The 19314-nt window shown below is 42.4% G+C and carries 26 protein-coding genes; 17 read left to right on the top strand and 9 right to left on the bottom strand.

Going from position 1 to position 19314, the window contains the following annotated elements:
• Window positions 1-7 precede the first annotated feature (7 nt).
• The gene (locus tag EJA10_RS03905; protein WP_425462061.1) at window positions 8-760 is read right to left on the bottom strand and encodes a YqcI/YcgG family protein; all 753 of its coding nucleotides are present in this window, start codon (window positions 758-760) and stop codon (window positions 8-10) included.
• Window positions 761-916: 156 nt separating this feature from the next.
• On the opposite strand from EJA10_RS03905, the gene EJA10_RS03900 reads away from it, so the two are divergent.
• Window positions 917-1306 carry a thiol-disulfide oxidoreductase DCC family protein gene (locus EJA10_RS03900; protein ID WP_125478690.1) on the top strand — a complete coding sequence of 130 codons (390 nt, stop codon included), beginning with the start codon at window positions 917-919 and terminating at the stop codon, window positions 1304-1306.
• A 44-nt stretch (window positions 1307-1350) separates the two neighbouring features.
• On the opposite strand, the gene EJA10_RS03895 is transcribed toward EJA10_RS03900, so the two are convergent.
• Complete coding sequence (locus EJA10_RS03895) at window positions 1351-2667, bottom strand: DUF3238 domain-containing protein (protein WP_125478689.1); 1317 nt, start codon at window positions 2665-2667, stop codon at window positions 1351-1353.
• A gap of 181 nt (window positions 2668-2848) precedes the next feature.
• Here EJA10_RS03895 and EJA10_RS03890 point away from each other — a divergent pair, with 181 nt between their 5' ends.
• The 4 genes from EJA10_RS03890 (at window position 2849) to EJA10_RS03875 (ending at window position 5376) form a co-directional block, all read left to right on the top strand.
• On the top strand, window positions 2849-3037 hold the full coding sequence (locus tag EJA10_RS03890; RefSeq protein ID WP_125478688.1) for a hypothetical protein: 189 nt from the start codon (window positions 2849-2851) through the stop codon (window positions 3035-3037).
• Window positions 3038-3095: 58 nt separating this feature from the next.
• Window positions 3096-4025, top strand: a complete 930-nt coding sequence (locus tag EJA10_RS03885; protein WP_125478687.1) for a DMT family transporter — start codon at window positions 3096-3098, stop codon at window positions 4023-4025.
• Between the two features lie 406 nt (window positions 4026-4431).
• Window positions 4432-4803, top strand: coding sequence for a hypothetical protein (locus EJA10_RS03880; protein ID WP_125478686.1), 372 nt, complete (start codon window positions 4432-4434; stop codon window positions 4801-4803).
• 345 nt (window positions 4804-5148) lie between these two features.
• Window positions 5149-5376 carry a hypothetical protein gene (locus EJA10_RS03875; protein ID WP_125478685.1) on the top strand — a complete coding sequence of 76 codons (228 nt, stop codon included), beginning with the start codon at window positions 5149-5151 and terminating at the stop codon, window positions 5374-5376.
• Window positions 5377-5428: 52 nt separating this feature from the next.
• Here EJA10_RS03875 and EJA10_RS03870 read toward each other — a convergent pair whose 3' ends face one another.
• Window positions 5429-6238: a DODA-type extradiol aromatic ring-opening family dioxygenase gene (locus EJA10_RS03870; RefSeq protein WP_125478684.1), complete on the bottom strand. Its 810-nt coding sequence runs from the start codon at window positions 6236-6238 to the stop codon at window positions 5429-5431.
• 147 nt (window positions 6239-6385) lie between these two features.
• Between EJA10_RS03870 and EJA10_RS03865 the strand changes: the two genes are divergently transcribed.
• Window positions 6386-6859: a hypothetical protein gene (locus EJA10_RS03865; RefSeq protein ID WP_125478683.1), complete on the top strand. Its 474-nt coding sequence runs from the start codon at window positions 6386-6388 to the stop codon at window positions 6857-6859.
• 537 nt (window positions 6860-7396) lie between these two features.
• Here EJA10_RS03865 and EJA10_RS03860 read toward each other — a convergent pair.
• Window positions 7397-7918, bottom strand: a complete 522-nt coding sequence (locus EJA10_RS03860) for a ferritin-like domain-containing protein (RefSeq protein WP_125478682.1) — start codon at window positions 7916-7918, stop codon at window positions 7397-7399.
• A 138-nt stretch (window positions 7919-8056) separates the two neighbouring features.
• On the opposite strand from EJA10_RS03860, the gene tatA reads away from it, so the two are divergent.
• Together tatA and EJA10_RS03850 are read left to right on the top strand one after the other, a co-directional pair.
• A complete protein-coding gene (gene tatA, locus EJA10_RS03855) occupies window positions 8057-8248 on the top strand; it encodes a twin-arginine translocase TatA/TatE family subunit (protein WP_125478681.1) in 192 nt (63 codons plus the stop codon).
• 102 nt (window positions 8249-8350) lie between these two features.
• On the top strand, window positions 8351-8902 hold the full coding sequence (locus EJA10_RS03850) for a DUF3231 family protein (protein ID WP_125478680.1): 552 nt from the start codon (window positions 8351-8353) through the stop codon (window positions 8900-8902).
• Between the two features lie 33 nt (window positions 8903-8935).
• On the opposite strand, the gene EJA10_RS03845 is transcribed toward EJA10_RS03850, so the two are convergent.
• Window positions 8936-9232 carry a hypothetical protein gene (locus EJA10_RS03845; protein ID WP_125478679.1) on the bottom strand — a complete coding sequence of 99 codons (297 nt, stop codon included), beginning with the start codon at window positions 9230-9232 and terminating at the stop codon, window positions 8936-8938.
• Window positions 9225-10520 carry a DPP IV N-terminal domain-containing protein gene (locus tag EJA10_RS03840; protein ID WP_125478678.1) on the bottom strand — a complete coding sequence of 432 codons (1296 nt, stop codon included), beginning with the start codon at window positions 10518-10520 and terminating at the stop codon, window positions 9225-9227. Before EJA10_RS03840 ends, EJA10_RS03845 begins: the two co-directional genes overlap by 8 nt.
• Window positions 10521-10725: 205 nt before the next feature.
• Between EJA10_RS03840 and EJA10_RS03835 the strand changes: the two genes are divergently transcribed.
• The 4 genes from EJA10_RS03835 (at window position 10726) to EJA10_RS03815 (ending at window position 13162) form a co-directional block, all read left to right on the top strand.
• A complete protein-coding gene (locus EJA10_RS03835) occupies window positions 10726-10959 on the top strand; it encodes a hypothetical protein (protein WP_125478677.1) in 234 nt (77 codons plus the stop codon).
• Between the two features lie 141 nt (window positions 10960-11100).
• Complete coding sequence (locus tag EJA10_RS03830; RefSeq protein WP_125478676.1) at window positions 11101-11448, top strand: hypothetical protein; 348 nt, start codon at window positions 11101-11103, stop codon at window positions 11446-11448.
• Between the two features lie 651 nt (window positions 11449-12099).
• Window positions 12100-12876 (top strand): TerC family protein, encoded by a 777-nt coding sequence (locus tag EJA10_RS03820; RefSeq protein WP_125478674.1) that lies wholly within the window; start codon window positions 12100-12102, stop codon window positions 12874-12876.
• A gap of 103 nt (window positions 12877-12979) precedes the next feature.
• Window positions 12980-13162, top strand: a complete 183-nt coding sequence (locus tag EJA10_RS03815) for a hypothetical protein (RefSeq protein WP_125478673.1) — start codon at window positions 12980-12982, stop codon at window positions 13160-13162.
• A 19-nt stretch (window positions 13163-13181) separates the two neighbouring features.
• Here EJA10_RS03815 and EJA10_RS03810 read toward each other — a convergent pair whose 3' ends face one another.
• Window positions 13182-13937, bottom strand: coding sequence for a nucleotidyltransferase domain-containing protein (locus EJA10_RS03810; protein WP_125478672.1), 756 nt, complete (start codon window positions 13935-13937; stop codon window positions 13182-13184).
• A complete protein-coding gene (locus EJA10_RS03805; protein ID WP_125478671.1) occupies window positions 13924-14796 on the bottom strand; it encodes a patatin-like phospholipase family protein in 873 nt (290 codons plus the stop codon). The genes EJA10_RS03810 and EJA10_RS03805 overlap by 14 nt, the downstream gene beginning before the upstream one ends.
• Window positions 14797-14935: 139 nt before the next feature.
• Between EJA10_RS03805 and EJA10_RS03800 the strand changes: the two genes are divergently transcribed.
• The 5 genes from EJA10_RS03800 (at window position 14936) to EJA10_RS03780 (ending at window position 18702) form a co-directional block, all read left to right on the top strand.
• Complete coding sequence (locus tag EJA10_RS03800) at window positions 14936-15178, top strand: hypothetical protein (RefSeq protein WP_125478670.1); 243 nt, start codon at window positions 14936-14938, stop codon at window positions 15176-15178.
• A gap of 123 nt (window positions 15179-15301) precedes the next feature.
• On the top strand, window positions 15302-15847 hold the full coding sequence (locus EJA10_RS03795; protein WP_125478669.1) for a hypothetical protein: 546 nt from the start codon (window positions 15302-15304) through the stop codon (window positions 15845-15847).
• 84 nt (window positions 15848-15931) lie between these two features.
• On the top strand, window positions 15932-16480 hold the full coding sequence (gene lepB, locus EJA10_RS03790) for a signal peptidase I (protein WP_125478668.1): 549 nt from the start codon (window positions 15932-15934) through the stop codon (window positions 16478-16480).
• 92 nt (window positions 16481-16572) lie between these two features.
• Window positions 16573-17589 (top strand): gamma-glutamylcyclotransferase family protein, encoded by a 1017-nt coding sequence (locus EJA10_RS03785; protein ID WP_125478667.1) that lies wholly within the window; start codon window positions 16573-16575, stop codon window positions 17587-17589.
• A gap of 186 nt (window positions 17590-17775) precedes the next feature.
• Window positions 17776-18702, top strand: a complete 927-nt coding sequence (locus EJA10_RS03780) for a GNAT family N-acetyltransferase (protein ID WP_125478666.1) — start codon at window positions 17776-17778, stop codon at window positions 18700-18702.
• 10 nt (window positions 18703-18712) lie between these two features.
• Here the strand turns inward: EJA10_RS03780 and EJA10_RS03775 are convergent, their stop codons facing one another.
• The gene (locus tag EJA10_RS03775; RefSeq protein ID WP_125478665.1) at window positions 18713-19225 is read right to left on the bottom strand and encodes a hypothetical protein; all 513 of its coding nucleotides are present in this window, start codon (window positions 19223-19225) and stop codon (window positions 18713-18715) included.
• Between the last annotated feature and the right edge of the window lie 89 nt (window positions 19226-19314).

Here is a 19314-nt window from a genome sequence, read left to right as displayed (position 1 = left end):
TGCGCTGTTATTTTTGGATGCCAAGAAATTTCAGTGCCTTATGGTAGGGACACTTCGATAAAGAAGACTCATCATCGCGCAGGAAATATTGTCGCCACTCAAAATTGTCGTCTTTGCCGTACGTATTCAGGTCAGGGTGGATGGGAATTGTATCATAGCTCGAAAGTCTTTTACGAACCATTTTCCTGATGTTTGCCGCAAAGCCCGGGGATTTATTGAACTCCTGCAGGACCCATCTAGGCGTAATGGCTAGCATCATCACATCAAAATGCCTGCTCTGGCGGTTTTTATGGTCAGGTGTGGCGCAATACATAAAATACTTTTCTCCATGAAAACAAAACTCCCATATCGGATCATGTGGGTCGGTCGGAATATCCTCCGGCCATTCGATTTCATCGATCTCAGATAACCCGCTTAAATGATTCCAGAATAACTGCTCATAATCTTCCACTGTATAGGTTTCTTTCAATTCTTGTGGAGTTTTATAAAAAACAATCAGGGAAGTATATTGGCCGAAATTAATAGAACTCTCAGTGTAATTTTTCAATAGTCCGGCAAGTTCGAGAATGGTAGAGGGAGCTGACGGATCGTCTATAAACCCGTATCTTAGCTGATTCTTTGAAAATCCGATCGTTGCCGGGATGCAGGGAAACGGCTTCTCTTTGTCGCTCATTTTGGCAAAGAATTTTGCCAGCGCTTCTTGTTCCCAATCCTCCAACTGATCTTGCGATGAGGAGCCATGCGTATACAATCCTCTCACCAGCATCACCTCCAGTAACTTCTACACTATATTCAAAGCTTGGGAATGAGGGGAGATGTCCCGGGACAAATGGGCGGGAGAGATTGGCATGTTTTATATTTGTGATTAAGGATAAATGATAAAATAAAGACAGAGTCCAGAGGAGGAGGGATGGCTATGCACCCTGTGATCTTGTTTGACGGAGTTTGTAATTTTTGTGATGCCAGTGTCCAGTTCATACTGGAGCGCGATCCAAAAGAGACGTTCCATTTTGCCTCGCTTCAAAGTGAGGCTGGGCAGGAGCTGCTGCGAAAGTACAATGTATCCGACGACGTGGACAGCATGATTTTAATTGAAAATGATAAAGTCTATTATAAATCGTCCGCCGCTTTGAGAATCAGCCGCCATCTGAAGGGAGCATGGAAGCTGCTGTATGCCCTGATGATTGTTCCTGCACCGATCCGGAATATTGCCTACGATATTCTAGCTAAAAATCGATACAAATGGTTCGGCCAAAAGGAAAGCTGTATGCTTCCTCCGCCAAATGTCCGGAAACGATTTTTGTAAATCAAAGAAAACGGAAAAGCCGACAAATCAGCTTTTCCGTTTTTTTATTGTGTAAATGTCGAGTAGCGCCAATAATGATCGGCCATAGGTGCTGCCATCATTTCAAGACCCTTGCTTTCTGCCTGGTGGATGACTTCCCAATTGCCGGCTCCGGGCTCCTTGAGGTAAACCTCATGCTCAGGTGCCTGGTCATGGGCTCCGACGAGATCGAAATCCCCGTTTTTGTAAAAGGTACCGCAGACCAGGTAGTCTATCGCAGGGGAGACGACTAGCGGATTGCTGACGGCATGCTTCAACTGGAATTTCACCATTTCATCGTCGGTAAGTACTTTTTCAAGCTGAATTCCCTCATCGGATGCTTGACCAGTTTCTATCTGTTCGTTATCCTTGCTGAATGCGTCCGTGACCCCGGTGTCTTTGCTTAAAAGCGCTGATAGGTTTTCGGTATCGATGAACACATCTGCTCTAGTCCGGAAATTGCTTGATTCCGGATCGAACATGCGGCCATCTCCTTTAAAATAATGATCCGCTGAAGCAGCATTGGGGTTTGTAAGGCACGTTTCTTTTAAAAAAGTGGTATAGCGGAGATGCCAGTTCCCGTTTGCAGATTGGCTCTCCATCGGTGATTTTAACAGGTTTTTAATCGGACCGATCTTTTTTATGATCGAGAATTCTTCGGCAGCGGCCATTTCTGTGGACGAATCTTTCTTGATGATCCCAACTGCATTGGCTACGAGTGACTTGATTTCTGATTTTATTTGTTCTGATCGCTGCAGGGGCCTTTTTGCTTTGATACGGTAGATGTACTCCTCTTCGTCATTCAGACCGCTGTCGGTAAAAGTACAGCGCTTAATCGTATCAAGCTTGATTCCATTCCTGAAAACCGTATATTCCGAGACACCCTCGATTGGTTCCCAATCAAAGCTTACCTGACCGGTGCTGATAATAGTGGTCAGCAGCATATCCTGCAAAATGTTTTCTTTTTCCTTGGAATCATGGGAAGCAGTTGTCTGGACACGCATCCTTTTCGTTACGTCTCCATCTTCATCCAGTGTTTCAATGCAGTAGGTATAAAGGGTACCGGAAACAAGGTTTTGGTCTACCAGTTTTGGTTCAGGTCCCTCGTAAACTAGCTCTTTGTCCCTGAATGCCCGGTAACTGGTTCCATTCGGCTTCCAGGCGAGAAAAAGGCTTCCTTGCTGGTGCTCAATCTGTTCTAGCATTCGAGTTTGAGAAGATTCTGCCGTTTTCCGCCGGCGGTTCCAGGTGACCGCATACAGGGTGCCGGCAATGCCTATGGCAGCAAGCGGCAAAATCATTCCTTTGCGTGAATTCTTATTTATTTGTAGTACAGTATTCATCAATCCACCACCTTCATGAATTTTCCTTGCATAGGTTTTATTTACCCCACAATAAACCCGACAATAGCGGGAACATGATGGTAATTATAGGTGATTTCTTGCAGGAGCTCTTCGCATGCAGGATAGTTGTTGGGATTTTTATGGTAGAATAATATTTAAATAGAAATGGAGGGGACGAAGGATGGAAACGAGCAAGCATTTATATAAAGAAGGTCATTATCGATTTTGGCTTGATACAGAAACGGGGTCGCTGCGAATTAAGTTTGACGGTAATAAAGAATTGTACACGATTCCGAAAAACTCCAAGCTATATGACCGGTTGATGGAGGACTTTTTCAGCGCTAAGGCAGATGAGGAAATTGAATCCTAGAATCTAACTTAATAGAGGTGTATTTTTACATAATTGACCATTTAGGAGTGTACCAATCATGTTGCGGCTAAAGGGAATACTTATGATCGTCACCGGGGCGATGCTGTGGGGAATGACGGGATCGATCACGGAATGGGTGCTAGCGAACACGGCTTTGACAGTGCCTTTTATTCTGACGATTCGGATGATGATTGCAGGAGGGAGTATCCTGACGTACCTGGCAATCAAAAGAGCAGACATTTTTACAGTCATGAAGACACCTTATTGGCGGAACCAATTAATCATTTTCAGCATTATTGGAATGGTCGGACTGCAGTTTACTTTTACAATGGCGATTGAGACAAGCAATGCGATTGTAGCGACCTTGCTTCAATTCTCAGCGCCAATCTTTGTCGTGCTCTATGTTTCGTTCTCTCACAAAAAATGGCCGCCGCGCTATCAAATGCTGGGGATTGCCGGTACTTTGATTGGCTTGTTCCTGCTGTTAACGAATGGGTCAGTGAGGAGTCTGCTTGTCAGCAGGGAGGCGCTGATTTGGGGAGTTGCGGTCGGCCTGACGTTTGCTTTCTATACCTTATATCCTGCACGGCTGATGAAGGAATGGAGCGTATTGATGATTGTGGGATGGAGCATGCTGCTTGGCGGAATCGTTCTCGGTCTGGTCAACCGTGTCTGGCTGTCTGAAGAATGGCAAATTCTTGCTCAGCCACAGATGATCTTGATCTTGGCAATCCTGATTGTCTTTGGCACATTGGCCTTCCTTTTATTCCTTGGAAGCCTGAATTATATCAGTGCAGTCGAAACGAGCATATTATCGAGCGTTGAACCCTTAACCGTCATGGTGATTTCGGTTATCTGGTTCGGTACCATGCTTCAAAGCGTCCAGCTTATGGGGGCGATGATCATGCTGATTTTCGTGACATGGCTGTCAATCGGCGACAAGAAAGCAACTGTTGAGGGCAGGGTTGCTTCACAGAATAATAGTTGACTGTTCATAGCCGCCTAGTTGGCGGTTTTTTTTTCGTACCAATCGAAGGATTTCGGGAGTTGGTCGATATAATTGTAAATGTGGTCGATATATTTGGAAATTCGCCGATATAATGAAAAATGTGGTCGATATATTTAAAAATCCGCTGATATATTCAAAAATGTGGTCAATATATTCTCAATAGTGGTTATAAATTGGTCCAAACATTAAATGAAGAGCGGCTACATTGCCAGAAAAAGATGAAAAGAAGCAGAACTGGTAAAAAGAAAGCCTTTGCAAGCCACAAAAAGAGAAAAAGCAGATAATTTATGATTATATGGCGTGATTTTAACGAGTATAGGTTAATTATTATTAAAAGGGATACCGATAACTTTATGTAAACATATTTTCAAACAGGGGTGGTAATATGCCTATTTTTCCAGACGAAACTGATCTTCTTTCATTATTTGAATGTGAACCAACTTTATTTGATAAGTCAAAGGATTTTCCATTCTATTATAACGAAGCCAACTACAAATTTACGAATGGGGTTGAGGAGTTTTCGGTCACGATTTCACCTTCATATGGCGAAGTGAGGATTGAGGTGAAAGAGCTGGATTCGCATAACTTGATGATGCAGCTGGATTTGAAGCGTGTAGAAAAATATGAGATTACTGCGGATCGAAGGGACTGTTCAAGTATCCTCATGACCAGACAGGAGGAAGACCTTCTGCAAACAGTAGAAGTGGTTTTCAAGCCGCGGTTCAAGGTGATTTTTAAGGACCATCTAACTGAATAAAATGCCTCTGACGGGATTCGAACCCGCACTCCTTGCGTAAGCATAGGTTAGGGGAGAACACGCTTCCCTACGGAATTTCACCGGCAGGAATTCCACCTGCCTCAGCTGATTTGCTTTTCGGTGCTTCTGAAACCCTCACCTTGCGACCCGGTCGCTACAATGTTTTCCGGCGCTCTTCCCTTCTAGAGCTACAGAGGCTTAGTGATATGTTTTCATTATACAGAGGTGATAGCAGGTTGAGAACTCAATTTCACATACATTTCTATCAATTTCAATAACCCTTACATAAAAAACATATTCTCTGTTCATCCTAACGACCATATTGCTGAAAAGGGAAGATGGTCTGTGAAAGAATATACCATTCAAAACATGATAATTGATGTAGAGTCCTACGATGAGGAGCATGTGACTGTAGAATTTACGTATGAGGATGATCAGTACATCATAACGTTTCAAAAATCAGATTTGGAATTGATGAATGCCTGGATTCTGCAGGATGGCTCATCGCTTCCTGCGAATTTGCCTCATAATGTCATCGATGGACTCAGGGAGGATATCAAAAAGAAAATCTAGTCACAGCGACTAGATTTTTTCTTTTGAAAGGTTCTTCTTACATGTTAAAGCCTTAGGAATGGTAGGCTGCACAGATCATCCCGAAATAAGTAGGGGCTTCATATGATAGGAACTCCACATTTCTTTCTTCAGGAAATATGGCACCTGCAAGGATTAGAGTTTGCCATATCCCGTCTGGCTTGGCATTTTCGATGTATTCTGCGTCAAATTCCATCATGCTTTCTAATCGGTTGGATGTAATCAGTCCGGCCACTTGCTGATCTAGTTTACCGGCATCCGGGTGGAATCCATATGGTCCGTTGTCACCATGTGCATGGGACCAGTCGCAGCTGGCTATCAGGCCCACACGTTGGCCAGATTTTGCGCCGGCCTCACGAAGAGAAACACCGAAATCGATATGCTGCTGGAAACTGAGCTCTCTGGAAGGTGTTATGACCACAATCGGGACGTCTGGCATGAACCTGAGCGGCACAATTGCTCCCCAATCAAGTGGCAAGCAGGAAATCGGTCCTTCTGCGGTGCCAAAATTGATTGTTGAAGACGGCAATCCGTCATTAAGAACTTCCTCATTAATCAATCTCGCCAAATCACGCTGTACACGCTTTTCCATCATAAAGGCAGCGCCATTATCTTCCCAGCAGCCTTGCATCCTTTCAGAATCAGCAATAGAAAACCGGCCATTGATTCTTGTTCCATGAGGAGTGAGAACAATGATGCAATCAGGTTTTGCCTCTGTCATATAGCGCCCTAGTTTGAACATGCTTTCTCTGGTAACGGCCATTCTGCCGGGATCCGGTCCTTGTAATTCAGGGATAACCTCGCCGCCATGGGGGGCAATGCAGGCAAATACGAATGGATTCATCTTTTAGACCACCTTAAATTGTTTATATAGATAATTAGATAGCGGCGGTTAAAAATCCTTTTAACGAGAAAGCAATTTAATGAGAGGAAAACTTCCAATTGGGAACAATATTCCCATGGTAAAAGTTTGAATAGAGGAGAAGCCAGCATGGTCTTGTTATTTTATCTCATCCTGAATGGCATCATATTACTGTTTTTCATCAAGAAAAAGAAGAATCTCCATATCCTTGAAATCATCGCCTATTGGATGGTGGGGTCATACATCGGGGAGAATTTTTCAGCTTTATGCTATATGAATTTCAAGACGCTGCATATTCCTGAAATCTTAACACATGAACTTTCGCACTTTTTAAGTCGGAATACCATATATCCGCTGGTGATGGTTCTATTTGTTGATTACTACCTAACCTCGAGTACCTGGTTTAAGAAATCAATCTTAACAGTTGTTTTTGTGGCTATTTTGACGAGTATTGAATGGGTGAATCATTTTCTAGGCGTTCTGATTCATGTAAATTGGCAATTCTGGTGGTCCCCGGCTATCTGGTTTGGCGGGCTGGCGAGCTTGCTTGGTTTCATGAAAATTTTTCGCATTTTGTTGTTCAGGGGAGGGGAGTACAAATGAATGTAACCTATGATTGGAATGAATGGTTCTTCCTAATTTCTTCAACGGCTGCATTGCTAGCGTTTTGGCCTATACGAAGATATTTTCCCCCTGTAATGGTGTTATTGATTTGGATTTACAATCTGTCACTCGTTTCTTCAATAGATTATTTCTTAATCGCAACACCTTTTAAGCTATATTATTTTGGCGATAATCCCACATATGAACTTTCAGGTGCATTGTTTCATTTTTTCATGTATCCTTGTGCATCCTTGGTATTCTTATATATCTACGATAAGTTCGAACTTTATGGTAAAAAAACAGCCTGGTATATCCTTTTTTGGACGGTGTTTGCCGTCTTTTATGAATGGATCTGTGTCATAAACAAAGCCCTTGTTTACACCGGCTGGAAAATCCTTTATTCCATCCCGGTATATCCAGCGTCAGCTATATTATTGCTCTTGTTTTTTCATTTTGTAAAAAAGAAGCTAAAGGCATTATCTTATCACTGGACTGTACAATAATATCGCTTGGCTATAAACCAAGCGATTGTGGTTATTAATGCCCACGACCCAATCCACGACGGAATGCCTCGAGGTGATTTTTCGATGCGTTGCCCAGCTGTGTGAACACAGCCTTCACATCCTCCGGTAAGGAGGGAATGCCTTTTAGCTTGTCATACATCGCGATATTTTCAATCTCGCCGTCCACGCCTTGTTTATATGCATCCTTAAGGGTTTCAGGGGCGGTCACATATTGGCTGGCGTTGTTGTCTGGAATCTTAATATTGTATTTTTGGAAAAGGTTGACCAGGGCACTGATGTGGCGCTGCTCAGCAGCCTTAATATTGGTAAAAGTACGGACATTGCCGAATTTGCCAATGATCGCATCATATCGGGCCTGTGCCAGGTACTCATCCTGAATAGCGTACACCAGTGCTTCTTCGAGGGTAATCGAAGAGTCCTGGAGTGCTCCTTTTGCTCCAAAATCTGGCGGAACCGGGGTCTGGGCAGAAGCATTCCCTGATAATCCATAACTGAGGATTAGACATACCATTAACAATCCGAATTTAAACTTCATGATGATTCACTCCTTCATGATGATTCTTCAAACTTATTTTTATCTAAAGAATCGTAATGATACGCTAAAAACCAATGGGTTTAAATCCTTTCAACTTTTCGCTATAATGGACGTATCTTTTCAATAGGAGACGATGTAATGCTTTCAAATATAGGGTTTCCAGGATTAATCCTGATTCTGGTGATTGCGCTGATCATCTTCGGACCAAACAAGTTGCCGGAGATCGGACGAGCAGTAGGGAAGTCAATGAGAGAATTCAAAAAAGCAACCGAAGGCCTCACAGATGAGGTCAAGAAGGAAATCAGGGAAGATAAAAACGACAGTAAGTAAAACAGGGGGACGGTTCTTGTGTTTTGAAAACACAAGAACCGTCCCTCTGTTTCTGCATGTTTTCTCTCATTATTTGAAATGATAAGGGGGAGGAGGTGTAAAATGTCTAATCCTTTCGAAGCGATTTGGAGTATGCTGAAAATATCTGTTGATACTGCGAATGAACCAAAATCACCTATGCATATCATTGAAGCGGGAGATTGCTGGACTTATCTGACCTTAATGGTTGAATTCATTCGTTATGAGGAAGCGGGCTTGAACACGACGACGGATGATGAAGTCAAGGAAATGCTTAATGATCTTATTAGGATATGTGAGGCACAAGTGCGAAGCTTGAATGATTTTATGAAAAAAGAAGGACTTCCTTTACCGGATACAACTGCGGCAAAACCGAATTCGGATCCAAATGATATTCCCCTTGGTGTTAAGTTAACAGATGATGAACTGGCGAATGGTGTTGCATTTAAGTTGGTCACTTGTATGCAGGCGTGTTCAAAAGGACAGGCAGATGCTGTCCGAGACGATGTAGGCCGGATGTGGCTGCAATTCTACCTTGAGTGGTCTGCGTTCGGAACGACATTAAAGACATTGATGCGCAAAAGGGGCTGGCTTAAAGTTCCGCCATATTATTATCCGCCTGGATCACCACAATGACAAAAACCAACTCAACGTGGAGTTGGTTTTTTGTTATGTTTTACTGAAGTGGATGTGGATTGAAGATAACAGCATTCCGAGTCCGTTCAATATATATAAACCAGAGGCAATGACAGTAACAATGCCCGCTCCCCAGCCGGAATCGTCCCAAAGAGCGCCGATATACAGCGTGATGAAAAAGACTGCTGGTGTGCACAGAAGAAAGATGATTCCTGCAGCAATTCGTTTTTTTACATTTTGAACGGAATGTTTAATGGCAAAGTAGTTTGCCAAACCAAACAGGGCAATATTGACTAGAATCGTGATAATCATTCCGACTGGTTCAGACATTTTTATTTTCCCCTTTTCTGATAAACTTCCATACAAAGGCAAAGATGAAGGCGACAATAGTGCAAGCCAACATGCCTGCCGCCAGCATCCCAACACCAATGCCAGCCCATGGGTCAATTGCCGCAGCTACAATGAAGCTGGCTGCAACGGATAGGAGGGCGATTGCCAGGCTGATGAGCGAGGGCAAATAAACTTTTTTTACATAAACAGTCAGCAGAAGGAGCAGCAAGGTATATAAAAGCCCAACGGTCCAGCCGTTCACGGTATAATTAATCGCTTTCATGACCGGGTTTCTGGACTGTGACGAAGTTATACCCAGATTGATTTCATTCATTTCTTTGGTTTTCAAATCAATATTCATCAATTTGTATTCTTCAGGGACATTTGGCCAGTTCACATTCTCGAGGAAAAGAATGTTCTCCTGTTGATGAAAAAATACTGGCGATACCACTGCCGTATTCAAATCAGTCAGCCTCTTGGTGTGGTCTTTCGTGAAATCACGAAGAAACAATTCATACTTGAAAAGAGAGGAATCCTTCGATTCATTGGAAACGGCAGTGTAGGCGGCCATATTTCTTGACGGTGAATAGGTCAGGTAAAAGAAGTCATTCGGAAGCTTGCTGCTGAACCCGGATTGGTAGATCCGTTTTTCCTCTAGATCAAAAGCCAGAACGTCCTGATCATCCTGAAATAAGATTTCCTTCGTTTCATCCAAATGGATTAGACTGTGTATCGTGATTAAGTCTTGGTCTGTGAGACGCTGCAGATTGTTTCCGTCATGTTCCACCGAAAATAAATGAAAACCCTCTTGTGACTCACCTTCCGATTTCATGAATTCTTTTGCAGGCGTACTCGCGTAAAAAATAGTATTGCCGTCCTCTGAAAAAACAGCTCCAGATACATGCTGTGCATCTTTGGAAAGTTTCTCTGGATTGGCACCATCAATATTTGCTATGTAAAGCGATTGGATGCCATCTTGATTTTGCGATAAATACAGCAGCCTGCTCCCGTCAGCTGAAAAAACAGGTTGCCTGTGATTCTCACGATCAGGATTGCTTACCTTTTTAACTTCTGTACCATCCAGTGCCGATGTGTAGATAGCTTCCGTTCCATTTTGGTAAAAAGAAAAAGCAATCACCTTGTCATTAGGAGATAAGGCAAGGCTATGACCAAGCCCGGTATGATATCTATAATCATCTCCATCTGCAAAAAGCAGATAAAAGATGCTCGCAGCCATCAATACAGTGACGATTCCAATGACACTTAATAACCCCTTCCTTTGAGTCATGTTTCCCCCTCCTCTGGACTATTTACTTAATATACAATATAGTGTAAATTTACACTAATTGAAAGAGTTTTTCAGGGAAAAGTAGAAATTTTTTCTAAAAGAAGGAAGCAAGAGGCAGATGAAAAAACTTATTTTAGTCAAAATAGGACTTGTATAGAAATGGTAAAATAAAAGTAAGGAGTATCTCTTTTAGAGGGGTGATGAGATGGTTCCGCGAAATTCTCAACGAGGTCGGCTGCTTTCCAAAAGAGTGATCACCGCTAGAAATGAAATGCGCTCTTCCCATTTCTTATATGAATTTGAAGACGATGACCATGACTGGTCAAAGGAAAAAAAACTGAATTCCTTAAACTTCCCAAGGGGCGTCAGCATGAATAGCAGCAGGAAATCGAAGTTGAAAAAAAGGCTGGCGAATAATGTTCATCAAGAATACGATTGAGCTGCTTCAATTTAAGCAGCTTTTTTTATTGGAAACTGAAGCAGGGGAGGAATCGTCTGTTTAGTAAAGAAATAGATAATAAGTGGAGGGATAGATATTAGGAAGCTGGTTGGCACTTTTATCACGTTGATGGTCATTGTCATGCTTTCATTTTGTTTCGGTATAGGGGAAGCTGGCTTTGATATTACAATTAAGAATCAAACAAATGAAGACGTTTCTGGCCTGACTATTACATACAATGAAATCGTCGCGGATATTAAAATTCCAACCATACCTGCTGGCGGAACATACGAATTAACCATCACGCCAGAAGAAGAGTTCGGCGAAAATAGCATGATCCTTTATTATAATGATCGCATGAATCAGCAACGAGAAGAAACGGTAATCGGATATTTCGAGCAAGGATACTATGGAGAGGCGATCATTCTGCTGGAGAAAGTTAATCCGGACGGGACAATTCAAATGAAAATAGAAGAGAATTTGTTTTAGGAGGAGTTTATAGTTGGAATACCTATATTTTTTTGGCTTGCCTGTACTAGGAGGGGTTTGGTTTTACAATTTGATTGTGCTGTTAAGGAATCTGCACAATAGAAGGGACATCCACAACCAAATCGTACTTGGCACCGCTTTTAGCGTAACCTTTGTATTCCTGTTTATGCTCGCATTTTTGTCGGTACATTGAGGAAGAAGACATGGTGGAGGGAAAATCGTATATGCTCATGTTTGTCACCTAACCAGTCAGTGTTAGGCATCTGAACGAATATACAGTATTTGGGTTTTTAGAAGACGAGATGAAGGACGGCAAGCTATTGTCGGGATGATTTTGTTATCAAGTTCAGCTGTTTTGGTGGGCCTTGTTTTACAATCCAACTACTCTTTAATCTTTTATGCTTTACATTTCACTTTGCTGCTTTTTGCTTTGATTTTTGCCATAAAACAAAACATAAGAACTTCTCAATCTAAAATGTAAGAATTCACGCCTCTTTCCGAAGGAGTTTAGCCTAAACATTTTAATGGTATAAGGTTATATCGTAAAAGGTCGACAAAGAATTTTACCAGGGCACATGACCCGTGCCTTATTTGGTCATTCTATTGTTAATGACCTTTACATAAGTTTGTTATTTGGAAGGAGAGAGGCGGATGGAATCCATTTGGCTCGAGTATTTATGGGCATTATTGATTTTGATTGGTCTGGAAGGCCTTTTATCAGCTGATAATGCACTCGTACTGGCGGTTATTGCAAAACATTTACCTGACGATCAGAAGAAAAAAGCAATCAATTACGGAATCATCATGGCTTTCGTCTTCCGATTTGGTGCTCTATTTGGTATTTCCTTTATTGCAAATGTCTGGCAGATACAAGCGCTTGGAGCAGCGTACTTGCTTTACCTTGGATTGAAGCATGTCATTAAGGCGCGTTTCGGTAAGGAAAATGAAAACATACGCAAGGATGAAGCGAAAGAAGCAGCGGGAAAGGGGTTCTGGCCTACAGTAGGGAAAATTGCATTGGCGGACCTGGCCTTTGCCATTGACTCGATTCTTGCGGCAGTAGCACTTGCCCTCGGTCTACCGGATTCCCCACTTGATGACTTTGGCGGAATGGATGGCGGGCAGTTCATCGTCGTTGTCCTTGGCGGAATTGCTGGATTGATCTTAATTAAGTTCGCAGCATCATGGTTTGTTAAGCTTCTCGCAAAAAGACCTGCTTTGGAGACTACAGCATACGCTATTGTTGCCTGGGTCGGTGTCAAGCTAGTCGTAATCACACTTGCACATGATGATATCGCGATTCTAGATCATGACTTCCCGCATAGCACGTTGTGGACGATTATATTCTACGGAGTATTAATTGCAATCGCCCTAGCCGGCTGGTTCGCACCGAAAAATAAAGCCGCGGCAAGAGAACTTGAAGAATAACTTGAGAGAGTGCGTCGGTCGTAATGATCGACGCACTTTTTTTGAAACTTTTTCCATATGCAAACGTAATGTATGTACACGTTTATGGAAAGGGGAAACAAAATTGACTGAAACCAATTGCACAAAATGTGGAGGCACGGAATTTGCAGAAGGAACAGATTACACGGCGATCAGGCCGTTGGATAAAAAATTCACCACTGGCTCCATTAAGATCTACACATTTTGCTTAAAGTGCGGGGAAGTTGCTTCCATTCGTATTGAGAATCCTGGCAAGTTTCGAAAATAAGTTGGCTGAACGAAACCGTTCAGCCAATCATCCGATTCCATAAAGGCTTGATTTTATCAGAGTCGGGGACTTCTTTAAAAATCCATTCTGTTTGTCCTTTCAGCAGCTCGATGAGAAGTACCACCGCTGCTTGATGTTTTCCAGGAGTTGTGTGTTCCTGTATCTTCTTGACCTCTGCCAAAATCGCCTCAGGCAGGGATGTCTTAAGAGTTTTCAGTCCAAGCTGCGCGCGTTCGGGCCTGTAGCGATGGAGAAGGACTCTTGAAAGGTTTGTGATGACATTGTTCAGCAAATTCACCGCCCAAAGATCGTTCGAGCGGGCTGATGCCTTTCTATATTGAAAAAGGAACCAGGCAACATCATCGACGGCATCCTGGAATTCACCAGCAGACAATCGCAGGCTTTGCTTTGGTTCATATTGAATCAATCGCTGCTGCGGATCATGGATAACTTTATAATAATCCTTTTCCACGAAGGTATCGGGTGTGACCGTAAATAAATCCACATGGACCATATTTTCATAAACAGCCAGGATTTGTGGCGCAATAATGTAAATGTCATCATGGAAGAGCAATTGATTATAGGACTCCAGATGGCGAATACGGTCTTTCAGGAATCCCTCAAGTTCACAGTCTTCTACTAGACAATACAAATCAAGATCCGAATGCTCGTCATGCTCACCACGTCCGACAGACCCTTTGACGAAGATCGCCTTGACTCGCGAATCCTGTATTAGGCTATTTGAGATGGTTTCCAGTGCTTCATTTAGCTGCATAGGATATCTCTCCTGACAACCAGTCAGCGAGGCAGGCAAAATCCTTTTTGGCGTCTTCATAACCTAAATCATAAAGCTGGGTCAGCTTTGAAGGATTCCGCTCGACACGGCCGACTTTGAGGTCCTGGGATGGCCGGATTACAAACACCTCCTGCTTGGCTTCGAGTTCCTCAATGTAGTCAAGGGTCTCATTATAGATTTTGTACCTTGTCGCAAGTGCCTGATTCAGACCGGTATATTCCTTGTAAACGTAGCGGGGAAGCCAGGAAAAGGAAGATTTCTTTTTGCGGTATCCCTTTGGCTTGGTCAGGACAATGACATTCTTTTTAACCATATCGCTTTGAGCCTTTCGGATTGGGATCGGATCAGCAATCCCGCCGTCCATCAGGATCCGGTTTCCGAACGGAATGGCTGGAGCCATAAACGGCAAGGTGCTCGATGCCCTGATAATTTTCAGGAAATCATCAGGAACCTCATTTTTTTCAAAGTAAACTGGCTCACCTGTCAGGCAATCTGTCGTCCCGACAAGGAATTTTTCAGTAGCGGAATTGAACGTTTTGAAATCAAACGGAACGAGTTCATTCGGAAGCTTGTCAAAAATGAAATCCATTCCAAATAGTTCTTTCTTTAAGAACAGGTTGCGGTAGGAAATATATTCAGGATGACTTACATAGTCAACGGTAACCTGCTTATTTCGCCCAGGCTGCCTCGACACATACGATGAACCCTGACAGGCGCCAGCTGACACCCCGATGACATACGGCAAAAACAGCTCTTTCTCTAAGAAATAATCCAGAACCCCTGCAGTATAGGCGCCTCTCATTCCGCCGCCTTCTAAAATCAGGCCACTTTCGTACACTGCAATTCCCCCTTTTATTTTTGATGTTTAAAAAACAGTCTATCACAAAGAAAGGAATTTTGTGTAAATATAAGATTAACATTTGGATATTTATGTTAAAGTTGTAAGAAAAGTTATCCTCAAAATAGGGAGGGTTAATATGTATTTGTTGTTATCCATCATATTGAGCATTGTATTAGGTTATTTTCTTTTGATAATGGGGCCTCTAGCTGGTGGAGTGATCGCATTTGGGATCATTGCCGGGTGCCTGTTCAGAGGCGTATTTCTATTGAATTCTTTGCATAAAAAGCTATCAAGATTAATGCTCGGAAAAGGAGAACAGATTCAAAAGGAACAGGTGCTCGAGCATTTACCTGAACATTTGACTAGTGCCATGGCATAAAGGGAATTTTTAAAAGATAAAAAGAAATGAAAAAGAAATAGCTAGGATTAAATTTTACAGAAAAATGTATATTTTGAATATTTTTACAAAATGATTCGTACTACTTTTAAAGGGGGAATTGTCATGATGCAATTAAGGAAGTACGTCATTTTGAGTGTTGCCATCATCTTTTCTTGGGCTGTCGTCACTGGCTGTTCAAAAACGGAGGCTAAAGAAATAAATGGGAAAGTGGTTGAGGAAGTTTTGAAGCTGCAATTTTCTGGTCCTGATGAGAAGTTAATGGACTTAATCGAAAATCCGAAGTATAGGACAGTAAAAGATGGTGTGGAAGAAAACCAGGAATTCGATCAGTATATGGATGAGTTATACGGAGCTTATTTTACGGGACGCGGCCTTGAATTCTTTGTCCCTGTGTTCGCGAATTCTTATCAGGTTTATGCCTATAACTTTGATTATAAGTTGACCTATAAGGGTGCAGCAGTTGAAAAACACGGCTCGATAGCAAACCGTTATGATTTTGTTGCTGAAGTAGGATATCAGAAAGAGGACGGAAAAGAGGAAACCGTTGAAGTAGAAGGCTACGTTCTGTTCTCAGAGAAAGAGGAAGGGAAAATCGAGAAGTTCCATTATGGGAATGACAATGGCCTGTCTGATCGATTAAGAAATTAAAATTCAACTATTGAAATTTAGTAGAAGGAATTTTGGGAAGTTTGTGGAAATATATTCCTAACGACAGAAAAAGGGGACTGGAATATGACCTTAAATAAAAATGAAATTTGGGATTGGGTTAAAACGATTGCGATTGCCATTCTGCTGGCATTTGCAGTACGAGTGATTTTTTTGACGCCGATTGAAGTGAAGGGTCAGTCGATGGAACCGACCTTGCAGGAAAACGAGCGGATGATTGTCACGAAAGTTGGGCAGCCAAAGCGGTTTGATATTATTGTTTTTCATTCGCCTGTAGAGGACAAGGATTATATCAAGCGTGTGATTGGCTTGCCAGGGGATCGGATCGAATACATAGAGGATGTTTTATATATTAACGGTAAAGCTTATGATGAACCATATTTGGAAGATAGTAAGAAGAGTTTAGCATTTGGCTGGTTAACGGGCACTTTCACATTGAAAGACACGCCTGTCAACAGTGATGTGGTTCCTGAGGGGCATTTGTTCGTATTAGGGGACAACAGAAGGCACAGCAAGGACAGCCGGAGTTTTGGTGCCGTCCCGTTTGAAAGCATAATCGGAACAACAAAGGTGATTTTTTATCCATTGGATGAAATGAAGATTCTAGGAAACTAATTTTAACACTACGTTAATTCAGGATCTGAATTAACGTATTTTTTTGCTGATAAGGGGTAGCGAAGAGTATAAAAAGTTTGAGGGGAAGAGGCATGGAAAACAAGAAATATCTTTTTTCGTATGGAACGTTAAAGCAAAAAGAAATCCAGAAGATCCTGCTCGGAACAGATGTTAAGATGAGGGCTGCGACACTGCCTGATTGGCGTTTATATGAGGATGTGGATCAGTATTATTTTATCAAGCCTGAGGCTGGCTATCAGGTAGGCGGGTGCATATTGGATTTGACGAAAGAGCAGTTCTGGGTGATCGATCAATGGGAGGATATCCCCTCCTATACGAGAATGAAGGTCACCGTGGAAAGCAAGGGACAGCTTGTTGAGAATGTGTATATTTATGTCCGGCCAGGAAGTGAGGGAACACCGGTCCTGAATCCTGGCTTATCAGGACACTCCAAAGAGACGGATCTTGCAACTGCCAGGCTTTTTCGGGAAAGGCTTGATGGAACCGAACGCCTGCCTTTTGCTGATGTTTATCTTTTGCTTCCTTGTACAATTCACGCTGCGCTAGGTAATTTTCGTTTACATGACGGTTTTTCCGATGACTTTATTAGGCAATATCCTGACTCTCACTCAAGGAGTTCATTGGGCATGGCGGATTTGATGGTCGTCAATGAACATTCTTCACCCATTCAGAAGTGTCCGGTATTTATTCGTTTACAACCTGATGGTAGGGCGATTGTGACCATTGCTCTTCCAGCTGCAGTTCTTTCAACCTTTGAATTAGGAAATGTCCATGTTTCCCAGGAACAAACAGCCCCGGCAGCCCCGATGGAAGAATGGCTTGCATCATATAATCTAAAGCTGAATGGAAAAATAGGAACAGTAATTTTTTCACAAGTTGAGTTGAAGGAACAGGATATTCAGAGGTTGGCAGGTGGTGGGGTGAGAACGGATGTCAATGTTAATGAAATTCAATATGCGTATTCTAAGGTCTATTATACAGATTCTACTATTATTGCTGTGGCCGCTGAATTCGAGGATGATTACCAGGTCAGAATGCGGGATCAAATTCCGGTTATAGCGTATATGGAGGGCGTTTTTTACCCATAAGATGGAAAAAGTAGTGTATTAGGCGAAAAACGTAGTGGAAAATCCACTTTTCGTAGCGAAAGAGGTCAATTTCGTAGTGATAAAGCTAAAAATCGTAGTGAAAATCCTTTATTTCGTAGTGATTGTCACGTGATTGAAGGGAAAGAACTTAATAATTAATAAATTTTAAAGAAAGAGTTGGCTGCAATGGATTTAAAAATTATAAGGTTAACCTCGAACAATTTTTCGAGGGTGGTCCTGAAGAAAAATACGGAACTGCCTGATTCAGATGCTCTGAATAGGCTGGAAAAAAAAGCGACAGGTGATACAATTTTAAGTCATTGGGGTGTTGTGACCCCGAACGGTGATTTAGTAGGATTCGGCGAGTTTGCCACTGGTGCATGGGATCCGGTTTTAAAGCCGGGAACCGCTCAGGTTACAATCAGGGTAGCTTCAGATTGGCGGAACAGAGGTGTAGGGAGTTTAATTCTACAGGAGATTGAGCGTTTCGCCCATAAAAATATGGTTGAGGTTCTGCTGACGGGTATTCAAGATACAAACGATAAGGATCTTCGCTGGGCGGAAAAGCAGGGATTTATGAAAACTTGGCACACCTTTGAATCTCGGTTGGAACTAACAGGATGTATGATTGGACATCATTCGGATCTGAAGCCAAGGGGGATTCGTTTTACGACGCTTGCTGATTATCCCCAAACCAATGACTACTACAAACGTTTTTGGGATTTTTGGTGGGAGCTCGTATCAGATGTTCCCGGTATGGAAGGGAAGCCGCAGCCTGACCTTGAATATATGCTAAACCTGACGAAGGATTTTGATAAGCAAGGATTTATCTTGGCTGTCGAAGATGATCGGTGGGTGGCATTGTCTATTGTCATCAAGGAATCAGAGGAGGCGTGTTATAATTCCATGACTGGGGTCAGTCGGGATTACCGTGGAAGGGGCTTGGCGCAGGCAATAAAACGGAAGGCGATTGAATATGCGCTACAAAAAAATATAAAATATATCCGAACTCATAATGATTCCAGAAATGCATCCATGCTGGCTGTTAACAAAAAATTAGGATACCAGCAGGAACCTGGAATCTATGGATTGCAAAAAAATATCGGGCGATAACCATCGCTCGTCATTCATACCCGCCTGATGCTTGTGGCAAGGCCTTGTATTCCTCTTTTTTCATAATAATTCCTTCGTGTAAAAACCGATAAACAAATTCAGCCAGTTCATTTCGTGTGTCTTCATCGTAGATATTTTCTGTCCACGACAGATTGTGTTTTTCCCCGTTCAGTTGCAGTTTGAGTTGGTATTCTCCCAATGGCTCTACATGCACTTCCTCACCGAATGGACCTTCATATTTGGCATTCTTCACTGTGTCTACGATCTCGATTTCCTTCATTCCTTGATAGATTGCTTGAAGATTATCTTTTGTCAGCTCCAAGTCCGTCGTGATTGTTCCGTCCATAATAAGATCTTTGGTATATGTATGGTTAAAGGTGTCGATTTCATTTAACGCCTGTACGCCATATTTTAGCGAGAACTGGAAGTCGTCGGGCATTTCCGATGGCATGCTGGATTCGTTGCTGCAGCCGGCCAGGTTTCCCCCGATGAACAAGATCAGGAACAGGAATTTTTTAATCATTTTGGCTCCCCCTTTTAAAATTAGACGGATTCCGAATGAAATAGTTACTTATTTTAAAAAAGGGACGATGATAAACCGTCCCGCACGTC

This window comes from Mesobacillus subterraneus (genome assembly GCF_003937825.1).
Taxonomy (GTDB): Bacteria; Bacillota; Bacilli; order Bacillales; family Cytobacillaceae; genus Mesobacillus; species Mesobacillus subterraneus.
This window is presented reverse-complemented; position numbering and strand designations above follow the sequence as displayed.